The organism is Pseudomonas sp. GCM10022186 (assembly GCF_042656385.1).
Taxonomy (GTDB): Bacteria; Pseudomonadota; Gammaproteobacteria; order Pseudomonadales; family Pseudomonadaceae; genus Metapseudomonas.
The window spans coordinates 165,628-187,619 of sequence record NZ_JBHSOU010000016.1; the positions used below are offsets into that span (position 1 = coordinate 165,628).

Consider the following 21,992-nt stretch of genomic DNA (forward strand, 5'->3'; position numbering starts at 1 on the left):
TCATGACGTTCTCCATCATCGGTCGCTGCCCGGAGACCGGGCAGCTCGGCATCGCCATCAGTTCCTCCAGCATCGCCGTTGGTGCCCGCTGCCCCTGGGTTCGTGCCGGGGTGGGGGCGGTGGCGACCCAGAACGTCACCCTGCCGGCGCTGGGGCCGCAGATACTCGACCTGCTGGATGGGCAGCAACTGGAGCCGGCCGCTGCCCTGGACCGGGCGCTGAGCGCCAATGGCTGGAGCCAGTACCGCCAGGTAACGGTGATCGACGACCGGGGGCGTGTCGCCCTGTTCAGCGGTAGCGAGGCTCTGGGCGTGCATAACGCGGTTGCGGGGGAGCAATGCGCCGCCGCCGGCAACCTGTTGGCCGGTACTTGGGTGATCGAGGCCATGGTCGAGGCCTTCGAGGCCGCGCCAGGCCTGCTGGCGGATCGCCTGCTGGCCGCCATGCATGCGGCAATGGCGGCTGGCGGCGAGGCTGGACCCGTGCATTCGGCAGCGCTCAAGGTGGTGGGCGACCTCACCTGGCCGATCGTCGACCTGCGGGTGGATTGGGCGGACGAAGATCCGATCGGCCGGCTCGATTACCTCTGGCAGGCCTATCGCCCGCAAATGCAGGATTACCTGACGCGCGCGCTGGACCCGACGGCGGCACCCAGCTACGGGGTGCCGGGTGATGAGTGAGCTGACCAGCCGCGACATGCTGGAGCGGCTGGTCGGTTTCGCCACCGTCAGTCGAGACTCCAACCTGGAGCTGATCGCCTGCATCCGTGACTACCTGGCGGAGCTGGGCGTGGAGAGCGAGCTTTTCTACAACCCCGAGCGCACCAAGGCCAACCTGTTCGCCACCATCGGTCCCCGGGATCGGGGTGGCATCGTGCTTTCCGGGCATACCGACGTGGTGCCGGTGGAAGGTCAGGCCTGGACGGTGGACCCGTTCCGCCTGACCGAAAGGGAAGGGCGCCTGTACGGCCGTGGTACGGCGGACATGAAGGGCTTCATCGCCTCGGTGCTGGCGGCGCTGCCGGCCTTCCTCGAACGGCCATTGACGCTGCCGCTGCACCTGGCTTTCTCCTATGACGAGGAGGTGGGCTGCCTGGGCGTCCGTCCGATGCTCGCGGAGCTGGCAAAACGGCCGCACAAGCCGCGCCTGTGCCTGATCGGCGAGCCCACCGAGCTGAAACCGGTGCTGGGCCACAAGGGCAAGCTGGCCATGCGCTGCCAGGTGCAGGGCGCCGCCTGTCACTCCGCCTATGCCCCTTATGGCGTCAACGCTATCGAGTACGCGGCCAGGCTGATCGGCCGGCTGGGTGAGATAGGCGCCGAACTGGCACGGCCGGAGCGCCGTGACGAGCGCTTCGATCCGCCGTATTCCACGGTGCAGACCGGCGTCATCAAGGGTGGGCGGGCGCTCAACATAGTGCCGGCGGAGTGCGAATTCGATTTCGAGGTCCGCGCGTTACCGGACTTCGACGCCCGAAAGGTTGCGGATCAACTGCAGTCCTACGCTGAAACCGAACTTTTGCCGCGGATGCGGGCGGTCCAGGCCGATACGGGTATTCGCCTGACCCCGCTCGGCGCCTACCCGGGGCTGGCCACTCCGCCGAACGGCGAGGCCGCTCGTCTGCTGGCGCTGCTCAGTGGCTCGACGGAGTTCGGCACCGTGGCCTTCGGCACCGAAGGCGGCCTGTTCGACCAGGCGGGCATTCCCACCGTGGTCTGCGGCCCTGGCAGCATGGATCAGGGACACAAGCCCGATGAATTCATCAGTCTTGAACAGCTCGCCGGTTGCGATGCCATGCTGCGCCGCCTGGCTCTTCATCTACAGGGCGGGGCCAGACTGCTGTAGACTGCCGCACCCCCACGAAATGCCCGGGGCGCGGAATTGACGGGCGTCAGCCCCATTGCTAACATTCCCGTCCTTATATCGGCTCGATTCCTCCGTCTGGAGGCTGAAAAAGCCGGTGTCAACCCCGAGATTTGCGTCATTGTCGGCCTAGGCCGGGAGTGGCGCCACTGGGGCGGCGCGGGATACCAGCTTCGATCCTCGTCGCTTCTATTGATGACTTGACCGCATTGGCTGGAGTGCGGAATAGGGCCTTTCCTGGCCTTTGACTACAGGTATGAACATGAGCGAAAGCTTTGCAGAACTTTTTGAAGAAAGCCTGAAATCCCTCGACATGCAGCCGGGTGCGATCATCACCGGCATCGTGGTCGACATCGATGGTGACTGGGTCACCGTCCATGCTGGCCTGAAATCCGAGGGCGTCATCCCGGTCGAGCAGTTCTACAACGAACAGGGCGAGCTGACCATCAAGGTGGGTGACGAGGTCCACGTAGCGCTCGACGCGGTGGAAGACGGCTTCGGTGAAACCAAGCTGTCCCGCGAAAAAGCCAAGCGTGCCGAATCCTGGCTGGTTCTGGAAGCCGCCTTCAACGCCGAAGAAGTGGTCAAGGGCGTTATCAACGGCAAGGTCAAGGGCGGTTTCACCGTCGACGTCAGCGGCATCCGCGCATTCCTGCCGGGCTCCCTGGTGGACGTGCGCCCTGTGCGCGACACCACCCATCTGGAAGGCAAGGAACTCGAGTTCAAGGTCATCAAGCTGGATCAGAAGCGCAACAACGTTGTCGTTTCCCGTCGCAGCGTCCTGGAAGCCGAGAACAGCGCCGAGCGCGAAGCCCTGCTGGAATCCCTGCAGGAAGGCCAGCAGGTCAAAGGTATCGTCAAGAACCTCACCGACTACGGTGCGTTCGTTGACCTGGGCGGCGTAGACGGCCTGCTGCACATCACCGACATGGCCTGGAAGCGCATCAAGCATCCGTCCGAGATCGTCAACGTTGGTGACGAGATCGACGTGAAGGTCCTGAAGTTCGACCGCGAGCGCAACCGTGTCTCCCTGGGTCTGAAACAGCTGGGCGAAGACCCATGGGTCGCCATCAAGGCGCGCTACCCGGAAGGCACTCGCGTTACTGCCCGCGTTACCAACCTCACCGACTACGGCTGCTTCGCCGAGCTGGAAGAGGGCGTGGAAGGCCTGGTGCACGTTTCCGAAATGGACTGGACCAACAAGAACATCCATCCGTCGAAAGTCGTTCAGGTTGGCGACGAAGTGGAAGTTCAGGTTCTGGACATCGACGAAGAGCGTCGTCGTATCTCCCTGGGCATCAAGCAGTGCAAGTCCAACCCGTGGGAAGACTTCTCCAGCCGCTTCAACAAGGGCGACAAGATCTCCGGCACCATCAAGTCGATTACCGATTTCGGTATCTTCATCGGCCTGGAAGGTGGCATCGACGGTCTGGTACACCTGTCCGACATCTCCTGGAACGAAGTTGGCGAAGAAGCCGTTCGCCGCTTCAAGAAGGGCGACGAGCTGGAAACCGTCATCCTCTCCGTTGATCCGGAGCGTGAGCGCATCTCCCTGGGTATCAAGCAACTGGAAGACGATCCGTTCTCCAGCTACGCCTCCCTGCACGAGAAAGGCAGCATCGTTCGCGGCACCGTGAAGGAAGTTGACGCCAAGGGCGCTGTAATCAGCCTCGGCGGCGAGATCGAAGGCGTTCTGAAGGCTTCCGAAATCAGCCGTGACCGCGTTGAAGACGCGCGCAACGTGCTGAAGGAAGGCGAAGAAGTCGAAGCCAAGATCATCAGCATCGACCGCAAGAGCCGTGTAATCAGCCTCTCCATCAAGTCCAAGGACGTTGATGACGAGAAGGACGCCATGAAGGAACTGCGCAAGCAGGAAGTCGAGTCCACCGGCCCGACCACCATTGGTGACCTGATCCGTGCTCAGATGGAGAACCAGGGCTAATCACCCTGCTCCATCGGCAAGAAGGGCGGCCTAGGCCGCCCTTTTTGTTGTCCGCGTTTCCCTTGTAGGCTTTAGGCTGTTCAAAGCCTCGCTAGCGTGCTAAAACCTCATTGAGCTGATCTAGCCGCTTGAATTAGAAGGGAAAACCATGACCAAGTCGGAGTTGATCGAACGAATCGTTACCCATCAGGGCCAGCTGTCGTCTAAAGATGTGGAACTTGCCATCAAAACGATGCTCGAACAGATGTCGCAGGCCCTGGCTACGGGGGATCGCATCGAGATTCGAGGATTTGGCAGTTTCTCCCTGCACTTTCGCGCGCCGCGCGTGGGTAGAAACCCGAAGACGGGCGAGTCTGTGCGCCTGGATGGCAAGTACGTTCCGCATTTCAAGCCTGGCAAGGAGTTGAGGGACCGGGTCAACGAGTAATGGTGGGTGGGGCGCCTGCTGTGGTGTCGATCAATTTGTGATGCTTTCGTGGTCGTAGGTTTTTTCGGGGTTCGCACTGAAATGGTGCGAGTGGTCAGCGTTTCTGTAGGATGCGTCGCGGGGTGATGCTTGTAATCTCCTGATCTTTTGGCAGAATGGGCGGGTTTAATTTCTGGCTTCGTGCGCACAACCCCTGTTGTCGGGAGGCTATCTATATAATCAAATCGCAACCGAGATAGACTGCAGTGAACGATAGCGTTAATTCCCTTCGTGGTCAGCAATATAATAGTGAAATTGATCTTATTGAGCTTGTTCAGTCTGTCTGGAACTATAAGCTAGTTATTTCAATTTTTGCGCTTGTTGGTGGGCTGTGTGCTGCGGGATATGCTTTCCTAAGTTCACCTGTGTATGAGGCGCGAATTTCCTTTCTTCCTCCATCCTTGAGTGATGTCGCGCCACTTAGTTCCGGGCGCAGTGAGATGGGGCTCGAGCCTTTCAAAGTTGATGATATCTATTCGGTCTTTACACGCAATCTCGAGTCTGATCACTCGCTTCGTCGATTCTACAAGACCGTCTATTTGCCGGCTTTGCGTGCAGAGGATCGAGAGGGCTATTCGAATGGAAGGCTTTATGCTCGCTTTCTCAAGGACTTCAAGGTAGTAGCGCCCGACCGGCTTCGTCCTGAACGCTATAGTCTTGTAGTTCAGGGTAAGAATCCCGACGAGATTACAAGGTGGGCGACCACTTACATCGAGCAGGTGGCGGGGGAGTCACTCGAGCAGGCGGTCGGGAATGCGCGACGTGAGGTCGACGTCGCGGCCAATACTGTGCAGCAGAGGATCGCTTCGCTGCGAGCGACTGCCCAGACCCGTCGCCAGGATCGCATCATCCAGTTGAAGGAGGCGCTCAAGGTGGCGGAGGCTGTCGGTTTGGTCGAGCCGCCGGTGCTCAGCGGGCAGACCTCCGAACAGCTGAATGCCATCATGGAAGGAAGTTTGACCTACATGCGTGGTTCGAAGGCATTGCGTGCGGAATTGAGTGCTTTGGAGTCCCGGGTGTCAGATGATCCCTTCATTCCGCAGCTTCGTGGTCTTGAGGAAAAGTACGAGCTTTATGCCAGTATTGCTGCCGATTCCCCCAAGATCGGGGTGTTTCGGCAGGATGGCGACGTCGTGTTGCCTGATGAGCCGATCAAGCCCAAGAAAGCCTTGATCCTTTCGCTGGGCGTGATTCTGGGCGGCGTCCTGGGTGGGCTATTCGCTGTGGTGCGAGTTGTGCTGAAAAGACGCGCTGCCTTCGTCTGATGATTCGCCAGAAGTTCAGTGTGGGGGCTCTGCTTTCGGTCGGTTGGTTGTTTGTGTTGGTGGCAGGGGTCTGGGTTGGAGCAGTGTCGTAGGTGCTGAAGCCTACAGTCGTTTCGATTAGCTACTTCTGTTTCGGTCTTGAATTTGAATGTTCTGGAGTTATACCTAATGTCGGGCATCAAGCAGGAAGGTATTGCAAGATTCAAAAGTAAGGAAGCCATTATTGGTATTGTCGGACTTGGCTATGTCGGCCTTCCGCTGATGCTGCGCTATAATGCCATTGGCTTCCGGGTGCTCGGTATCGACATTGACGAAAGCAAGGTCATCAAGTTGAATGCCGGGCAGAGTTATATCGAGCATATCTCGGGTGAAAAGATCGCCCAAGCCCGGCAAACCGGCTTCGAGGCGACTTGTGACTTTGCTCGGGCCGCCGAATGCGACGCCCTGATCCTCTGTGTGCCGACCCCGCTGAACAAGTATCGCGAGCCGGACATGAGCTTCGTCATCAACACCACTGATGCGCTCAAGCCGTATCTGCGCAAAGGCCAAATCGTATCTCTGGAGAGCACCACCTATCCCGGTACGACCGAGGAAGAACTGCTGCCCCGAGTTGAGGAGAATGGCCTGAAGGTCGGTGAGGATCTGTTCCTGGTGTACTCCCCGGAGCGCGAAGATCCGGGCAACCCGAATTTCGAAACCCGCACTATCCCGAAGGTAATTGGCGGTCACACCCCGAACTGCCTGGAGGTCGGGGTGGCGCTCTACGAGCAGGCGATCGAGCGCGTCGTTTCCGTCAGCTCCACCAAGGCCGCCGAAATGACCAAGCTGCTGGAAAACATCCACCGCGCCGTCAACATTGGCCTGGTCAACGAGATGAAGGTCGTTGCCGACCGGATGGGCATCGACATCTTCGAAGTGGTGGATGCCGCCGCCACCAAGCCGTTCGGCTTCACCCCCTACTACCCCGGTCCCGGCCTCGGCGGGCACTGCATTCCCATCGACCCCTTCTACCTGACCTGGAAGGCGCGCGAGTACGGCCTGCATACCCGCTTCATCGAGCTGTCCGGCGAGGTCAACCAGGCGATGCCGGAATATGTCGTCGGCAAGCTGATGGACGGTCTGAACGATCGCGGCCGCGCGCTGAAGGGCAGCCGTGTGCTCGTGCTCGGCATCGCCTACAAGAAGAACGTCGATGACATGCGTGAGTCACCTTCGGTGGAGATCATGGAGCTGATCGAGGCCAAGGGCGGCGTCGTGGCCTACAGCGATCCGCATGTGCCGGTCTTCCCGAAGATGCGCGAGCATCACTTCGACCTGTCCAGCGAGCCGCTGACCGCGGAGAACCTGGCCAGCTTCGATGCGGTGGTCCTGGCCACTGACCATGATCGCTTCGACTACGCGCTCATCAGCCAGCACGCCCGTCTGCTGATCGACAGCCGCGGGAAGTACCGTGCCCCGCAGGCGCACATCGTCAAAGCCTGACCATCTTCCGGAGTATTCTGCCTTGAAACGTTTCGCCCTGATCGGCGCGGCCGGTTACATCGCCCCGCGCCATATGCGCGCCATAAAGGACACCGGCAACCAGCTGGTGTCCGCCTACGATATCAATGATTCGGTCGGCATCATCGACAGCATTTCCCCGCAGAGCGAATTCTTCACCGAGTTCGAGCGCTTCTACGAACATGCCTGGCAGCTGAAGCGCAATCCGCAGACCGCGCTGCAGTACGTGGCCGTCTGCTCGCCCAACTACCTGCACCACTCGCACATCGCCGCAGGCCTGCGCCTGGGTTGCGATGTCATCTGCGAGAAACCGCTGGTGCCGACGCCGGAGATCCTCGACGAACTGGCCTTGGTCGAGCGCGAGGCCGGACGGCGGGTCTACAACATCCTGCAGCTTCGCCATCACCAGGCCATCCTCGCGCTGAAGGACAAGGTGAGCAGCGCGGCGAACAGCCACAAATACGACGTCGAGCTGACCTACATCACCTCGCGCGGCCGCTGGTACATGGAGAGCTGGAAAGGCGATCCGCGCAAGTCCTTCGGCGTGGCCACCAACATCGGTGTCCACTTCTACGACATGCTGCATTTCATCTTCGGCAAGCTGCAGCGCAATGTCGTGCATTACGCCAATGAACAGAAGGCGGCTGGCTACCTGGAATACGAGCGTGCACGCGTGCGCTGGTTCCTTTCCATCGATGCCCGGGACCTGCCGCTGGCCGTCCAGGGCAAGAAACCGACCTACCGTTCGATCACCGTGGACGGCGAGGAAATGGAGTTCTCCGAAGGCTTCACCGACCTGCACACGGTCAGCTACCAGGAGATCCTGGCGGGTCGCGGATTCGGCATCGAGGATGCACGGCACTGCGTCGAAACGGTCAATACCATTCGCTCGGCTGCCTGCACCACCCCGCAGAACGACGAGGGGCACCCCTTCCTCAAGACCCTCGCGCTCTGAGGTTCGCATGAGCTACCAGGTACATCCCAGCGCCATCGTCGACGATGGTGCAGTGATCGGCGAGGGCTCGCGGGTCTGGCATTTCGTGCACGTCTGTGCCGGAGCACGGATCGGGCGCGAGTGCTCGCTCGGTCAGAACGTCTTCGTTGGCAACCAGGTTGTGATCGGCGACAAGGTCAAGATCCAGAACAACGTGTCCGTCTATGACAACGTCACCCTCGAGGATGGCGTGTTCTGCGGGCCGAGCATGGTCTTCACCAACGTCTACAATCCGCGCTCGCTGATCGAGCGCAAGAGCGAGTATCGCAATACCCTGGTCAAGCGCGGCGCGACGCTCGGCGCCAACTGCACCATCGTCTGCGGCGTCACCATTGGCGAATTCGCCTTCGTCGGTGCGGGCGCCGTGGTCAACAAGGATGTCCCGGCCTATGCCTTGATGGTGGGGGTTCCGGCGCGTCAGATCGGCTGGATGAGCCAGTTCGGCGAGCAACTCGCCCTTCCCCTGGAGGGGGAGGGCGAGGCCCGCTGCGTGCACACCGGCGCCCGGTACCTGCTCAATGGCAGGCAAATCAGCAAGTTGGATGCGTAACACATGATCGAATTCATTGATCTCAAAGCGCAGCAGGCCCGCATCAAGGATCAGATCGATGCCGGTGTGCAGCAGGTCATGGCCCATGGCCAGTTCATCCTCGGCCCGGAAGTGGCGGAGCTGGAAGAAAAGTTGGCGGCCTTTGTCGGCGTCAAGCACTGCATCTCCTGCGCCAATGGCACCGATGCCCTGCAGATCGCCCAGATGGCCCTGGGTATCGGTCCGGGGGATGAAGTCATCACCCCGGGGTTCACCTACATCGCGACCGCCGAGACGGTCGCGCTGCTGGGTGCCAAGCCGGTCTACGTGGATGTCGACCCGCGGACCTACAACCTCGACCCGGCCCTGCTCGAAGCGGCCATCACGCCGCGCACCAAGGCGATCATTCCGGTCTCGCTCTACGGCCAGTGCGCCGATTTCGATGCGATCAATGCCATCGCGGCCCGGCATGGCATCCCGGTGATCGAGGACGCGGCGCAAAGCTTCGGCGCCTCCTACAAGGGACGGCGTTCCTGCGGGCTCACCACCATCGCCTGCACCAGTTTCTTCCCGAGCAAGCCGCTGGGTTGCTATGGCGACGGCGGGGCGATCTTCACTGACGACGACGAACTCGCCCTGGTGCTGCGGCAGATCGCACGGCATGGCCAGGATCGCCGCTATCACCACATCCGCGTCGGGGTCAACAGCCGGCTGGATACGTTGCAAGCGGCCATCCTGCTGCCCAAGCTGGCGATCTTCGAGGAGGAGATCGCCCTGCGCCAGGTCGCGGCGCGCCGCTACGACGAGCTGCTGGCAGCAGCGGGGGTGGCCAGCACGCCGTACGTCGAGGTGCACAACCTCAGCGTCTATGCGCAGTACACCGTGCGCGTGGAGAATCGCGCGGCAGCGCAGGAGCACCTCAAGGGGCTCGGCGTGCCAACCGCGGTGCATTACCCCATTCCGTTGAACAAGCAACCCGCCGTGGCCGATGCCGGCGTGCACCTGCCGGTGGGCGATGCGGTGGCCGAGCAGGTCATCAGCCTGCCGATGCACCCCTACATCAGTGAGGAAGATCAGAAGATCGTCGCAGGCGGGCTTTCCGGTTGGAAGGAGTAAAGGTCCTGGGCTGGAAAGACCGGCTGCTCAACAACCGCTTCCTGACTGGGGTACTCACGCTGGCGTCAGCGACGGCGGCAGGCCAGATCATTCTCGTTCTGGCCACCCCGTTGCTCACGCGCCTTTACACGCCGGAGCAGTTTGGTCTGCTGGCGGTGTTCATCGCCGTGATGTCGGTCGTCCTGGTGGTGTCCAGCCTGCGGTACGAGATCGCCATTCCCCTGCCCAGGCACGCTTGGAATGCGCGGCTGCTGTTGCATCTGTCGCTGGCGATCAATCTGGCCATGGCTGCTGTGTCCCTCGTCGTGGTTGCGGTGTTCCGGGAAGATATCGCTCGCCTCACGAAGAACCCGGGCCTGGCCGATTACCTTTGGCTGCTGCCGGTCGCCATTGTCTTCGCCGGTTCGTACAAGGCCCTGAGCTACTGGGCGGTGCGCAACAACGACTATCCGGTGATCGCGCGTACGAAGATCGTGCAGAGCATCGCCAACGTGGCGACCCAGGTCGTGGCCGGTCTCATCGGCCTCGGGGCCCTGGGCCTGATCCTCGGCCAGGTGATAGGTCAGACGGCTGGTGCCGCGCGTTTGGCAAAGGGCACGGGGCTGCGCGAAAGGTTTTCCTTGGCGTCTTTGCGCGGGGCACGGGCGCGGGCGCTCCTGCGTGAGCATCGGCACTTCCCGAAATACGATGCGCCGGCTGCGACCGTAGACGCCTTGAGCGTGCAATTGCCGAACGTGCTCCTTGCGGCGCTGTTCAACCCGTTCATTGCAGGTCTGTACATGTTGGCCGAGCGCGTGCTGTCGATGCCGATGGGGTTGCTCGGCCAGGCGGTGGGGCAGGTCCTGTTCGGCAGCAGTCGCGAGGCACTCAAGAATGGCACGCTGGACAGGCTGGCGCTGAAGATCGTGTCCGGCCTGTCTGCGATCATCTTCGCCCCGGTGATCGTCATCTTTTTCTGGGCCGGGGATCTGTTTGCCTGGATATTTGGCGAAGCCTGGCGAGAGTCGGGTGTCTATGCCAGTTGGATGATGCTCGGGCTGTCGGTGCAGTTCCTGTATTCACCCATTTCCATGGTGCTCATGGCCACCAATGGGCAAAAGATCAATCTGTTTATCCATCTCTTCATGCTGTTTGCAAAAACGGCCGTGCTTGTATATGGCTACCACCTTGGTAGCCCGCTTGCAGCCATCATCGGCTTTTCGATGGTCGGTGTCGTGGGATATGCAGCTTCGATATTGATAATTCTGGCGCATGCAAGGAAATACAGTGCCAGGTCCTGATTTCTACTGAGTGCAGAACAACTATGTGCGGGATTGTCGGTGGCTACTGGAAGGGTGCAGAGCAGGGCGTGGAGGGAAGGCTAGATGTCGCTCTTCTGCGCATGCATCATCGTGGCCCGGATGATAAGGGTTTCGAGCTGAACAATGCGTCGAATGGCATTGTGGCTCTTGGTCATACTCGGCTTTCGATCATCGACCTGTCGTCTGCTGGCCATCAGCCCATGTATTCCGGGGATGGCCGCTATGCAATCGTGTTCAACGGGGAAATCTACAACTACCGGGAACTGCGCGAGGAGTTGCGCACGACCGGCGTCCAGTTCCATTCCGACTCCGATACGGAAGTCCTGCTCCAGGCCTGGGTCGCGTGGGGCGAGCGTTGCCTGGCGCGCCTGCAAGGCATGTTCGCGTTCGTGATCCATGACCGGCATGCCGAAACCCTTACCTGCGTGAGAGATGCATTTGGCATCAAGCCGTTCTTCTACACCTGGTCACCTGGACGGTTCGCCTTCGCGTCCGAGCTGCCCGCGCTGCTCGCGTTGCTGCCGAACAAGCCGAAGATCGACTGGCAACGCAGTTACGATTATCTGGTCAATGCCGACTACGACAGCCAGGCACGTACTTTCATCGAGGGTACCTACCACCTTCCCCCGGCGCACAAGATGGTGCTGGATCTCAAATCGGGCATGCTTGCGGAGCCGGCGCCCTGGTGGCGGCCAAGCCCAGTCCAGACGTCTTCGCTGACCTTCGCCCAGGCAACCGAGGCTGTGCGCGAACAGTTCCTGGATAATGTCCGGCTCCACCTGCGAAGCGACGTGCCCCTGGGGGCTGCGCTGTCCGGGGGGATCGACTCCTCCGCGGTCGTATGCGCCATGCGTCATGTGGACCCGGAAAGCCCAATCCATACCTTCAGCTTCATTGCCGATGGGAGTCCTCTTTCCGAGGAGTACTGGGTCGATCAGATCAATGCCCACGTCGGCGCGACTCCCCACAAGTTCGTGGCAACGGGTGGCGAACTGATACGTGACCTGGACGACATGATCCGCGTGCAAGGCGAGCCGTTCGGCAGCACTAGCATCTATGCCCAATACCGGGTTTTCCAGAAAGCCAAGGAATCTGGCATCACAGTGACACTGGACGGCCAGGGCGCCGACGAACTGCTCGCGGGATATACCGGCTATCCGGGGTTACGCCTGCTCAGCCTGCTGGAGGGGGGGCAGTTCGGGGAGGCCATGCGCTTTGCCCGCAAATGGAGCCAGTGGCCGGGGCGCCAGCAGCGACATGCCTGGATGCACCTGATGCAGCTTGTCATGCCTGACAGCGTATATGACGTGGCCAAGGGCAGTATTGGCAAGAGCAACGCTCCTGGCTGGCTGAATGTCGATGTACTCAGGGAATCCGGCGTGAACCTGCGTGAGGCTCGGCATGGCATTCGTCCGGATGGCCGCGGCCGCCGGGTGATCGAGCGCCTGCTGAGCTCTTTGCGCCATCGCGGGCTGCCTGAGCTGCTGCGTCATGCTGACCGCAACTCCATGCGCTTCTCTGTCGAAAGCCGCGTTCCCTTCCTGACTTTGCCTATGGCGGAGCTGCTGCTGGGATTGCCCGAACACTACCTCATCTCGCCGGCAGGTGAGACAAAGAGCGTGTTCCGTGCCGCGATGCGGGGGATAGTGCCCGATCATGTGCTCGATCGTAAGGACAAGATCGGTTTTGCGACGCCTGAGAAAGAGTGGTTGACGAGCGTTGCGCCAACAATACGTGAATGGTTGCGCAGCAGCGCAGAGATTCCTTTCTTGCAGCATGTTCGACTGCTGGAAGGATTCGACGAAATGATGGCAGGGCGGCGTCCATTCAGTTGGCAGGTCTGGCGTTGGATAAATTATTGCAAGTGGTACGAGATGGTGGCTTGAGGCCGCGCTGGTGGGTTCGCGGGGCTCTGTGCAGTAGGGGTTGATATGTCTTTGTTCAAGTACTTCAGGGCGCAATATGCAGCGCAGGTTTTCTCGCTTGCCTTGCTGCTGGGGTATGGAGGAGGGGCGTTGCTCGGCTATTTCACGACTGACAATCCTTACTACCTCGATCTTGCATTTCTGGCGCTGGTTTCTTCGGTAACCGTTCTCGCCTTTGCAAAGGTTTCGCTGATTCGGGAACGGATCGTCGGGCCCAAGATAGTCTTGGGGGTCGGACTCCTGTTTCTCGCTGTATTTGGCATGTTCGCCTGTTTCGCCACCTTGGTGTTGGCGACGGCCGAAGGCATTCCGCTGCTCGCCTGGCTCGGCGGGGCCGACTCGGAAACTCTGGTGGTTTTGCGGGAGAAATTTCTCAAGGCCCGTGAAGGCTGGCAGGCGATCTTCCCCTACATCAACGGCCTTTTCACCGGTGCGCTCATACCCTATTGCCTTGCCTACTTCTTTCTCGAGAGGTTCAAGTGGCGCTGGTTGGCATTCTTCGCTTTCCTGGCTTACTGCATCATCTTCATCGAGAAAGTGTTTTTCCTGAAGGCAATGATTCCGTTGCTCTACGTAGTGTTCTGCGTGCGCTCGGGTTCTGTTTCCACCTTCGTCTTCGTGGCTGGCGCCTGTGTCTCGATCCTGATTTTCCTGGGGGCTATCTCCGGCTTCGGTAGTGGTGCCGAAGAAAGTGGTGCCGCCTTTTTCTCCAGCCAGTATCGAGCCGTTGGCACATTGAATTTCCTGGTCTGGCGCGCTGTCGCCGTTCCGATCTTCACTGCGGCCGACGGATTGGCCTATTTTTCCGAGGTGCTGCATTCCATTCCGCTGATGGGGGCGACCAGTTCGCTGCTTTCGGCCATCTTTCGGCTGGAAAGGGTCGAGTTCGAGCGTCTCGTGTTCGGGTACCAGTGGGGGCAGACGGAGACCGGTACCGGTTCTGCCAACTCGGTTTATTTTGTGGATGCCTATGTCAATTTCGGGATATTGGGCGTGATCCTGTTTTCCGCGATCATTGGCGTCATCTTCAGGATGATCGCCAATAGCGCAGATAAAGCACTACACGCCATCTGGCCCTTGTTCGCTTTCGGTCTCTATGTTTCCGGCTTGGTGGGCAACCTGGCCAGTAACGGTTTCGTCTTGGTCTTCCTGCTTTGTGCCATTGCCCAGGTCAGGTACTACGGGAAGACGAGAAATGATATGCCCGGTGGCATGCGTGCGCCGGTACTCCTGCCGGAAAAATGATGAGGGGCTGGGAGGAGGAATCGTGCTAATCCGGAGTCGATCCGCTGCGACCGACTTTGCAAGGTCCGCTGGAACCTGGTGTTTTCAGCCAACGTTTTCAAGTTTCTGTCGAGGTGTATGTGAAGGTATTGACCATAGTCGGGGCCAGACCCCAGTTCATCAAGGCCGCCACGGTCAGCCGGGTAATCCGCAAGTCGGCCATCTGCTCGGAAGTCATGGTGCATACCGGCCAGCATTTTGACGCGAACATGTCCGACGTGTTCTTTCAGGAACTGGATATTCCCGAACCGACGTACAACCTGGGCGTGGGAGGTGGCACCCATGGCCAGAATACCGGACGGATGCTCGAAGCCATCGAGGGGGTGATGCTCAAGGAACGTCCGGACGTCACCCTGGTTTACGGTGACACGGACTCCACCCTGGCCGGGGCGCTGGCAGCCGCCAAGATTCATATTCCGGTGGTGCATGTGGAGGCCGGACTGCGCTCTTTCAACAAGCGCATGCCGGAAGAAATCAATCGGCAGTTGACCGACCACATCAGTGCGTTGCTGCTGACACCCAACGATGTCGCGGTGGAGAACCTCGCGAAGGAAGGGATTCAGGGACCCCAGGTGCGGAACGTCGGCGATGTCATGTATGACGCTGCACTGTTCTTCGGGGAGAAGGCCGAGCATACCAGCAAGATTCTGGAGCGGCTTGACCTCGCTTCCAAAGGCTACATTCTGGCGACCGTGCACCGCCAGGAAAATACCGACGATGCCAAGCGCCTGGGTACCATACTGGAAGGTTTCGCCAGAATGGCCCACCCGGTCGTATTACCCCTGCATCCTCGTACCAAGCAGCGAATCGCTTCCTTCGGGCTGCAGGTTCCGGCCAACGTCCGGATCCTCGAGCCGCTCGGTTACATCGACATGGTGATGCTCGAGAAGCATGCGTTCCTGGTCGCGACCGACTCCGGCGGCGTGCAGAAGGAAGCATATTTCCATGGCGTGCCCTGCCTGACCCTCCGCGACGAAACCGAATGGGTCGAACTCGTGCAATTGGGATGGAATACCCTGCTACCCCCAGGCGATGTCGACTTCCTGGACAAGGTCAGCGCGTTGCCTGGTCCCGGAACTCCGGGCGCCTCTCCTTACGGGAGCGGCCGGGCTGCCGATCTGGTGATCGACGCTATCGTCGATGCCTTTCGCTGATCTGATATCACCTGGAAAATAGCGTCTGATGAATATTCTTGTGATTTCCAGTTACTTCGGCCCGGAAACCTCTGTCGGAGTACTCAGGATCAATGCTTTCGTCAAGTACTGGTCCCAGCACGGCCACAAGGTCCATGTGGTGACCATGCCTTACTCGGGCGAGTTGCCGACGGATCTGAACGGTAACCCCAATGTGATAGTGCACCAGGTGGCACCGTTCTTCATCGGCGGGCGGCAATCCGGTGGTGTTCAGGGATATTCGAAAGGCGCCAAGGGTCTCAAGAGGAAGCTGATCAACTTCCAGTACTGGGTGAAGAGGAAGTTCCTCTCCAACTACCTTGATCCACGCTTGCTTTGGTGGCCGAGGGTTTCCCATTTCGTCTGCAAGACCCTGGCCAAGGAAATCAAGTTCGATTTCATGATTTCCACTGTGCCGTCCTATACGGCGCACTCCGCTGCGGCCGCGATAAAGTTTTTCAGTCGCGAGATTCCTTGGGTGGCGGATTATCGGGACCTCTGGTCGGGAAACCCGATTTTTCCGGGGTGCGGGCCGGTGCGGGCGTTCGAGCACTGGCATGAAAGACTGGTATTGCGTAACGCCGATCTGATCGTTTCGATCAATGAGCCCCTAATCTCTGAATTGAAGACGCTTCACGGTGACGACAGGAAGTACCTGGTGGTCCCCAATGGCTTCGACGATCGCGAGGTCGACGTCTTTCGTGGCATTGAAGTCGAGGGCAACCGGGATGGGGTCAGCATCGTATACGCCGGCAGCATTCTTCCAGGCCTGCAGGATCCGACCCCGTTGTTCCAGGCTATCAAGGAACTGGCCGTCGAGGGCAAGATCAACTCCGGCGATGTATCGGTGAAGTTCTACGGAGATTATTCGGCACTCGAGAACTTCCCGATGGCCTTCGACCCCGTGGTCGAGGGCTATATCGATCGTTGCGGAAAAGTGCCCCGCCAGGAAATCCTGCGCGTGCAGAAGAATGCCGATTTTCTGCTCTTCCTTGGTTCGAAGCCAGTTGTCAGTTCGGTCGGGTCTACCACCGGGGTGGTCAGCGGCAAGATATTCGAATATCTGATTTCAGGTACCGAAGTGATGGCGATCGGTGTCACCGACGACATGATCGTCGCGGAGATGCTAGGCAAGTCCGCAGTGGGCGACCACTACGGTAGAGATGTCGCCAAGCTCAAGCGGCGGGTACTCAACGCTCTGGCGTCCGGAGTGCGGAAGGTCGAACCGAATATGGATTACCTCAACCAGTTCAGGCGTAGCGTCCAGGCAGAAAGCCTGATCACTGAAGTCAAGAGCATGATTTAGTTGGTCGACGTGAAATTCCTGCCCTTAGCCTCGTATTTCTCGCCTGAAAGGCTCACCGCCAGAGGATTCGTGCGCAATCCTGAGGTGATCCGGTCGCACGTTTTCGCGGATACGGCCGCACGATATGCCCGGCGTGAAAAGCTGGTGTACTATCCGGGCTCCGTTGTGGCCAGGGCTGCAGCTGTGGTGCCCGACGAGCTTGCCGGGGGGCGGAGCAGGACTTCAGTGTGGTTTTCGCGGGCAACACCGGAACAGCCCAGGCCATCGAATGATCCAATGGTCTTCTGTGCTGCTGGTTTCGTTTAGGGGCGAAGAGATTTTCGCATACACCATTTCAAGCAACGGACAGGTCTGTATTGCCGCTAGTCGGCCCGTGGTCGCCTCGCGTTACGACGAGGACGCTCGCGTGGTCGAAGTAGTGGGAGCGGGCAGGATCTGCGAGCCAGAAGTCCCGCGACCCCTGGCAGGCGGTAGCCTGGCGCTCAAGCGCATCGCTCCGGTGGAGCGGGAATCTGCAGGCGTGCCAGGACAGGCTTACTTCAATGAATTTTTCGACATGGATCGCCAGGTGAAGCGGCGAGTGGAGATCCTCGAGTCGCGTGCTACCGAAAAAGGGGGCGTTTGATAAATGAAAGTGCTGGTATTGGGTGTCACCGGCATGCTGGGGCATGACGTATTCAAGGTGCTTGGTGAAGGTACCGATATCGACGTCTGGGGAACCCTGCGCAGCACTGCGGCGCTGCGCCATTTCAATGAGGCTCAACGGCAGCGGCTGCTGACCGGAGTGGACGTCCTCGATCAGGATGCACTTGCAGGCGCGCTGGCGCGTGTGCGGCCCGATGTGGTGGTCAACTGCGTCGGCCTGATCAAGCAGTTGGCTGACGCCGGGGATCCGCTCGCGGCGCTGCCGATCAATGCCATGCTTCCGCACCGGCTGGCCAGGCTCTGCGAGTTGCTCGGGGCTCGCCTGATCCATGTGAGCACTGACTGCGTGTTCTCCGGCCGCAAGGGAATGTACCTCGAGTCCGACCTTTCCGATGCCGAAGACCTCTACGGCAAGTCGAAGTACATCGGCGAGTTGCATGACCTGCCGCACGCCATCACGCTGCGGACTTCGATTATCGGCCACGAGTTGGGCAGTAATTTCGCGCTGGTCGACTGGTTCCTTTCCCAGGAAGGACGGGTCAAGGGTTATCGCAAGGCCATCTTTTCCGGATTGCCCACGGTCGAACTGGCCCGTGTGATTCGTGACCATGTGATTCCCGCCCCCTGCTTGAGCGGGCTTTATCACGTATCGGTCGATCCGATCGACAAGTACAGTCTGCTTGGACTGGTTGCCCAGGTGTACGGGAAGCAGATCGAGATAGAGGAGGACGACCGGGTGCAGATCGACCGCTCGCTGGATTCTTCGCGATTCCGCAGGGAAGCTGGCTATACACCGCCGAAGTGGCCGGAACTCATCGCGCTGATGCGCGATCAGCGTTGAATCATTTCATATTGAATTTTGGTGGCTGCTTATGTTTGACGACAGGGTCCTGATGATTACCGGTGGTACCGGTTCTTTCGGTAATACAGTGTTGAAGCGTTTCCTGGATACCAATGTGAAGGAGATCCGGGTATTCAGCCGCGACGAGAAGAAACAGGAAGACATGCGCATCGCCCTGGCGAATGACAAGGTCAAGTTCTTCATCGGCGATGTTCGTGACTACGATAGCCTAGCCAACGCAATGGTGGGCGTGGACTACATCTTTCATGCCGCGGCGTTGAAGCAGGTGCCGTCTTGCGAGTTTTATCCGATGGAGGCAGTCAAGACCAACGTCATCGGCACGGAGAATGTCCTGAATGCTGCCGTGGCCAATGGCGTGAAGCGCGTCGTGGTTCTCAGCACCGACAAGGCGGTCTACCCGATCAACGCCATGGGCATCTCCAAGGCAATGGCGGAAAAACTGATGGTCGCGAAGTCGCGGATCATTCCCGAAAGCGGTCCGGTCATTTGCGCCACGCGCTACGGTAACGTCATGGCCTCGCGGGGATCGGTGATCCCCCTGTTCATCGACCAGCTCAAATCCGGTGAGCCCCTGACCGTGACCGATCCGAACATGACTCGTTTCCTGATGTCCCTGGAAGATTCGGTGGACTTGGTGCTGCACGCATTCGAGCACGCCAAGCAGGGCGATATCTTTGTGCAGAAGGCGCCCGCCTCGACGGTGGAAGACCTGGCCCAGGCTCTCAAGGAGCTTTTCGCGCGGGACAACCCCGTGAAAGTGATCGGCACCCGCCACGGCGAGAAGCTGTATGAGTCGCTCATTTCCCGCGAGGAGATGGCCAAGGCCGAGGACATGGGGCGTTACTACCGGATTCCAGCTGACAATCGCGACCTCAACTACAAGAAATACTTCGTCGAAGGTGAAACCCATATTTCCGAACTGGATGACTACACCTCGCACAATACCGAGCGACTCGACGTGGCCGGAATCAAGGAAGTGTTGCTGAAGCTGGACTACATCCAGGAGGAGCTCGATGCTTAAGGTGATGACCCTGGTCGGAACCCGGCCGGAACTGATCAAGATGAGCCGTGTCATCGCCGAGCTGGACAAGCAGGTGCAGCACGTCCTGGTGCATTCCGGCCAGAACTACGACTACGAGCTCAATCAGGTCTTCTTCGACGACCTGGAAATCCGCAAGCCGGACCACTTCCTCGGCGCTGCGGGAGAGACTGCGGCCAAGACGATTGCCGAGGTGATCTCCAAGGCGGACGAAGTCCTGGACCTGGAGAAGCCGGATGCGCTGCTGCTCTATGGCGACACCAACACCTGCCTGGCGGTCATTGCCGCCAAGCGCCGCAAGATTCCCGTGTTCCATATGGAAGCGGGCAATCGCTGCTTCGACCAGCGAGTTCCTGAGGAGCTGAACCGCAAGGTCCTCGACCATCTGAGCGATATCAACATGGTGCTGACCGAGCATGCGCGCCGCTATCTGATCGCCGAAGGCATTCGTCCGGAAACGATCATCAAGACCGGCTCGCACATGGAAGAAGTGCTGGATTACTACATGCCTCGGATCCAGGCATCGGATGTGCTGTCCAGGGAGCGTCTTGAGGAAGGCAAGTTCTTCATCGTCAGCACCCATCGCGAAGAGAACGTCGATACTCCGCAAAACCTGCGGGATCTGCTCGAAACCCTGCGGGCGCTGGCCGACACCTACAAGTATCCGATCATCGTCTCCACCCATCCGCGTACCCGCAAGCGCCTGGAGGCCCTTGGGGAGTCGCTCGACCATCCGCTGATCCGGTTCGTGAAGCCCTTCGGCCTGCTGGACTACATCAAGCTGCAGATGTCGGCGTTCTGCGTACTCTCCGACAGCGGCACCATCACCGAAGAAGCCTCGCTGCTGAACCTGCCGGCCATCACCATCCGCAACGCTCACGAGCGGCCGGAGGGGATGGATGAGGGTACTTTGATCATGAGCGGTCTGAAAACCGAGCGGGTCATGGACGCAGTCCGAGTCGTCACGACCCAGCATGAGCCTTCGCGCCGGGTAATTCCGGTGGTGCGTGATTACCAAGCAGGACCTGTTTCCAAGCAAGTGGTTCGAGTGGTTCTGAGCTATACGGACTACATCAATCGTACGGTCTGGTCCAAGGTGGGTATCTAGCGGCGTAGTCGGCTGCGTGGTGCTCGCCAGACTCGATTGTTGCGCGGTGCTTGGTGGTCAGGACAGGAACTCCCCGCGATAGCAGAACCCGACCAGTGTTCACTGCTCATGCTTAGGCATCACCTCGGGTCACCGCCTGCTATTTCGCGAAACGAGTCTCACGAAACGATTGCCAAGCCTGGATCTATCGGCCAGTCAGACTGTCGCATATGGGCGGTGATACCAGTTTGGTAAAGGCTTCATGAGGCGGGGTAGCACGGCGCATGTATGTAGTCGATTCGACGTCCTACTGAGGGCTATGTTGTGAGCCTGCGCTACATGATTAAAGGAAATGGATTCTTTATGGGACGGTGTCTCACGGCTTCAGGTTCGATGTTTCTGTTGGTGATTGAATGAAAATTTTGTTGGTTACTCAGTATTTTTGGCCAGAAAGTTTCATTATCAACGACATTGTGAGGGAGCTTTCCAAACAGGGGCACGAGGTGGTTGTTGCCACTGGTAAGCCAAATTATCCTGAAGGAAAAGTATATTCAGGTTATAGGGCCGACGGGTGTGTTGAAGAGCTTTTCGACTCGACCGTCCCCGTGTATAGGGTGCCTTTGCGCCCACGGGGGGAGGGAGGGGCGAAGAATCTGATTCTTAACTATTTTTCTTTTGTATTGAACGGGCTTCTTTTCTTTAGAAAATCGCTAGAGGGGCGATCGTTCGACGTGGTATTCGTTTTTGCCATGTCCCCTATTACTGCAGCTATTCCGGCCATTTATTTGAAGTGGCGGATGAAGAGTCATTTGGCAGTCTGGATTCAGGATCTTTGGCCTGAAAGCCTTAGTGCAACAGGGTTTGTCCGCAATCGCTTTCTTTTGGGCGTGGCGGGCTGGATGGTGCGGGCTATATATGCCTGCTCCGATACTTTATTGGTTCAGTCAAAAGCCTTTCACGCACCTGTGGCTCGATACTCTCGTTCCGATAAAATAGTCTATTATCCGAATTCATATCGTAATGAACTGGTTCCGGAAACTGAGAAAACCCTTCCTGCCGAGTTGTTGTCGGAGTTGGAGCGTAATACCTGCATAGTATTCGCTGGTAACCTGGGTACTGCTCAGTCGGTAGAGACATTGGTACATGCTGCTGAAAAGCTGAGGCATAAATCTGGGCTCAAGTTGGTTCTGGTCGGATCTGGTAGCATGCTGTCTTGGCTTGAAGAGCAGAAAGCTTCAAGAGGTCTGGATAACGTGATTCTTGCCGGACGCTATCCGGCTTCTACAATGCCGCAAATATTCAATCGCGCCGCGGGTCTTCTGGTGACACTTAAGCGAGAAGAGATCTTTGCCTATACGATCCCTAGCAAAGTCCAGGCTTATCTTGCCTCTGGCCGGCCGATCATTGCTGCTTTGGATGGTGAAGGTGCGAGAGTCATTCAAGAGGCTGGGGCTGGTTTCACCTGTGCTGCTGAAGATGTGGACGGTCTGGTCTCCTGTATAGAGCAGTTGCTTCAATTGTCGCCTGATGAGCGTGAAGCGTTGGGGCTGTCGGGCCGGCAGTTTTTCGAGGAGCACTTCGAAATGGGGCGGCAATGTCAGCGCCTTGTGGAAATACTCGAGAACCGAATAAATGTGGTCAATGGTCGCTAGGCGTATGCTTGGATGTTACAGCTATTCGGCGAGCCTTCAGTGCC

General features: G+C 58.9%; 19 protein-coding genes. All 19 read left to right on the forward strand.

Translation table 11 applies throughout. The features are described 5' to 3' along the window. Nucleotides 1-2: 2 nt before the first annotated feature. The 19 genes from ACFPU0_RS09515 to ACFPU0_RS09605 all read left to right on the forward strand — a co-directional run bounded on the left by ACFPU0_RS09515 (nt 3) and on the right by ACFPU0_RS09605 (nt 21,948). Nucleotides 3-680, forward strand: a complete 678-nt coding sequence (locus ACFPU0_RS09515; protein ID WP_377692683.1) for a DUF1028 domain-containing protein — start codon at nt 3-5, stop codon at nt 678-680. Continuing rightward, entirely contained in the window at nt 673-1,845 is a 1,173-nt protein-coding gene (gene argE, locus ACFPU0_RS09520) for an acetylornithine deacetylase (RefSeq protein WP_377692684.1), read from the forward strand. Before ACFPU0_RS09515 ends, argE begins: the two co-directional genes overlap by 8 nt. Before the next feature lie 280 nt (nt 1,846-2,125). Beyond that, nucleotides 2,126-3,805 carry a 30S ribosomal protein S1 gene (gene rpsA / locus ACFPU0_RS09525; RefSeq protein ID WP_044875460.1) on the forward strand — a complete coding sequence of 560 codons (1,680 nt, stop codon included), beginning with the start codon at nt 2,126-2,128 and terminating at the stop codon, nt 3,803-3,805. A 148-nt stretch (nt 3,806-3,953) separates the two neighbouring features. Next, on the forward strand, nt 3,954-4,232 hold the full coding sequence (gene ihfB, locus ACFPU0_RS09530) for an integration host factor subunit beta (protein ID WP_226283900.1): 279 nt from the start codon (nt 3,954-3,956) through the stop codon (nt 4,230-4,232). A gap of 245 nt (nt 4,233-4,477) precedes the next feature. Then, the gene (locus ACFPU0_RS09535; protein ID WP_377692685.1) at nt 4,478-5,536 is read left to right on the forward strand and encodes an LPS O-antigen chain length determinant protein WzzB; all 1,059 of its coding nucleotides are present in this window, start codon (nt 4,478-4,480) and stop codon (nt 5,534-5,536) included. 168 nt (nt 5,537-5,704) lie between these two features. Next, entirely contained in the window at nt 5,705-7,018 is a 1,314-nt protein-coding gene (wbpA, locus tag ACFPU0_RS09540) for a UDP-N-acetyl-D-glucosamine 6-dehydrogenase (RefSeq protein WP_377692686.1), read from the forward strand. Between the two features lie 22 nt (nt 7,019-7,040). After that, entirely contained in the window at nt 7,041-7,991 is a 951-nt protein-coding gene (gene wbpB, locus ACFPU0_RS09545; RefSeq protein ID WP_377692687.1) for a UDP-N-acetyl-2-amino-2-deoxy-D-glucuronate oxidase, read from the forward strand. Between the two features lie 7 nt (nt 7,992-7,998). Then, entirely contained in the window at nt 7,999-8,580 is a 582-nt protein-coding gene (wbpD, locus tag ACFPU0_RS09550) for a UDP-2-acetamido-3-amino-2,3-dideoxy-D-glucuronate N-acetyltransferase (protein WP_377692689.1), read from the forward strand. A gap of 3 nt (nt 8,581-8,583) precedes the next feature. Then, nucleotides 8,584-9,675 (forward strand): DegT/DnrJ/EryC1/StrS family aminotransferase, encoded by a 1,092-nt coding sequence (locus ACFPU0_RS09555; protein ID WP_377692690.1) that lies wholly within the window; start codon nt 8,584-8,586, stop codon nt 9,673-9,675. Continuing rightward, complete coding sequence (locus tag ACFPU0_RS09560) at nt 9,663-10,955, forward strand: lipopolysaccharide biosynthesis protein (RefSeq protein WP_377692691.1); 1,293 nt, start codon at nt 9,663-9,665, stop codon at nt 10,953-10,955. Before ACFPU0_RS09555 ends, ACFPU0_RS09560 begins: the two co-directional genes overlap by 13 nt. Before the next feature lie 23 nt (nt 10,956-10,978). Further along, nucleotides 10,979-12,862: an asparagine synthase (glutamine-hydrolyzing) gene (gene asnB, locus ACFPU0_RS09565; RefSeq protein ID WP_377692692.1), complete on the forward strand. Its 1,884-nt coding sequence runs from the start codon at nt 10,979-10,981 to the stop codon at nt 12,860-12,862. A gap of 45 nt (nt 12,863-12,907) precedes the next feature. After that, on the forward strand, nt 12,908-14,146 hold the full coding sequence (locus tag ACFPU0_RS09570) for a hypothetical protein (protein WP_377692693.1): 1,239 nt from the start codon (nt 12,908-12,910) through the stop codon (nt 14,144-14,146). 119 nt (nt 14,147-14,265) lie between these two features. Beyond that, a complete protein-coding gene (wecB, locus tag ACFPU0_RS09575) occupies nt 14,266-15,339 on the forward strand; it encodes a non-hydrolyzing UDP-N-acetylglucosamine 2-epimerase (RefSeq protein ID WP_377692694.1) in 1,074 nt (357 codons plus the stop codon). Between the two features lie 28 nt (nt 15,340-15,367). Then, nucleotides 15,368-16,663, forward strand: a complete 1,296-nt coding sequence (locus tag ACFPU0_RS09580) for a glycosyltransferase (RefSeq protein ID WP_377692695.1) — start codon at nt 15,368-15,370, stop codon at nt 16,661-16,663. Nucleotides 16,664-16,931: 268 nt separating this feature from the next. Next, the gene (locus ACFPU0_RS09585) at nt 16,932-17,288 is read left to right on the forward strand and encodes a hypothetical protein (RefSeq protein ID WP_377692696.1); all 357 of its coding nucleotides are present in this window, start codon (nt 16,932-16,934) and stop codon (nt 17,286-17,288) included. A gap of 3 nt (nt 17,289-17,291) precedes the next feature. After that, the gene (locus ACFPU0_RS09590; RefSeq protein WP_377692697.1) at nt 17,292-18,149 is read left to right on the forward strand and encodes a dTDP-4-dehydrorhamnose reductase family protein; all 858 of its coding nucleotides are present in this window, start codon (nt 17,292-17,294) and stop codon (nt 18,147-18,149) included. Between the two features lie 31 nt (nt 18,150-18,180). Beyond that, on the forward strand, nt 18,181-19,191 hold the full coding sequence (locus ACFPU0_RS09595; protein WP_377692698.1) for a polysaccharide biosynthesis protein: 1,011 nt from the start codon (nt 18,181-18,183) through the stop codon (nt 19,189-19,191). Further along, nucleotides 19,184-20,317, forward strand: coding sequence for a non-hydrolyzing UDP-N-acetylglucosamine 2-epimerase (gene wecB, locus ACFPU0_RS09600; protein ID WP_377692699.1), 1,134 nt, complete (start codon nt 19,184-19,186; stop codon nt 20,315-20,317). The genes ACFPU0_RS09595 and wecB (ACFPU0_RS09600) overlap by 8 nt, the downstream gene beginning before the upstream one ends. Nucleotides 20,318-20,709: 392 nt before the next feature. Beyond that, the gene (locus ACFPU0_RS09605; RefSeq protein WP_377692700.1) at nt 20,710-21,948 is read left to right on the forward strand and encodes a glycosyltransferase family 4 protein; all 1,239 of its coding nucleotides are present in this window, start codon (nt 20,710-20,712) and stop codon (nt 21,946-21,948) included. Nucleotides 21,949-21,992: the final 44 nt, after the last annotated feature.

Excerpts from the sequence above, each read along its gene's own strand:
- ACFPU0_RS09515 (WP_377692683.1), top strand. The coding sequence starts at position 3 with ATGACGTTCTCCATCATCGGTCGCTGCCCGGAGACCGGGCAGCTCGGC.
- argE (WP_377692684.1), top strand. The coding sequence starts at position 673 with ATGAGTGAGCTGACCAGCCGCGACATGCTGGAGCGGCTGGTCGGTTTC.
- rpsA (WP_044875460.1), top strand. The coding sequence starts at position 2,126 with ATGAGCGAAAGCTTTGCAGAACTTTTTGAAGAAAGCCTGAAATCCCTC.
- ihfB (WP_226283900.1), top strand. The coding sequence starts at position 3,954 with ATGACCAAGTCGGAGTTGATCGAACGAATCGTTACCCATCAGGGCCAG.
- wbpA (WP_377692686.1), top strand. The coding sequence starts at position 5,705 with ATGTCGGGCATCAAGCAGGAAGGTATTGCAAGATTCAAAAGTAAGGAA.
- wbpD (WP_377692689.1), top strand. The coding sequence starts at position 7,999 with ATGAGCTACCAGGTACATCCCAGCGCCATCGTCGACGATGGTGCAGTG.
- ACFPU0_RS09555 (WP_377692690.1), top strand. The coding sequence starts at position 8,584 with ATGATCGAATTCATTGATCTCAAAGCGCAGCAGGCCCGCATCAAGGAT.
- asnB (WP_377692692.1), top strand. The coding sequence starts at position 10,979 with ATGTGCGGGATTGTCGGTGGCTACTGGAAGGGTGCAGAGCAGGGCGTG.
- ACFPU0_RS09570 (WP_377692693.1), top strand. The coding sequence starts at position 12,908 with ATGTCTTTGTTCAAGTACTTCAGGGCGCAATATGCAGCGCAGGTTTTC.
- ACFPU0_RS09580 (WP_377692695.1), top strand. The coding sequence starts at position 15,368 with ATGAATATTCTTGTGATTTCCAGTTACTTCGGCCCGGAAACCTCTGTC.
- ACFPU0_RS09585 (WP_377692696.1), top strand. The coding sequence starts at position 16,932 with ATGATCCAATGGTCTTCTGTGCTGCTGGTTTCGTTTAGGGGCGAAGAG.
- ACFPU0_RS09590 (WP_377692697.1), top strand. The coding sequence starts at position 17,292 with ATGAAAGTGCTGGTATTGGGTGTCACCGGCATGCTGGGGCATGACGTA.
- ACFPU0_RS09595 (WP_377692698.1), top strand. The coding sequence starts at position 18,181 with ATGTTTGACGACAGGGTCCTGATGATTACCGGTGGTACCGGTTCTTTC.
- wecB (WP_377692699.1), top strand. The coding sequence starts at position 19,184 with ATGCTTAAGGTGATGACCCTGGTCGGAACCCGGCCGGAACTGATCAAG.
- ACFPU0_RS09605 (WP_377692700.1), top strand. The coding sequence starts at position 20,710 with ATGAAAATTTTGTTGGTTACTCAGTATTTTTGGCCAGAAAGTTTCATT.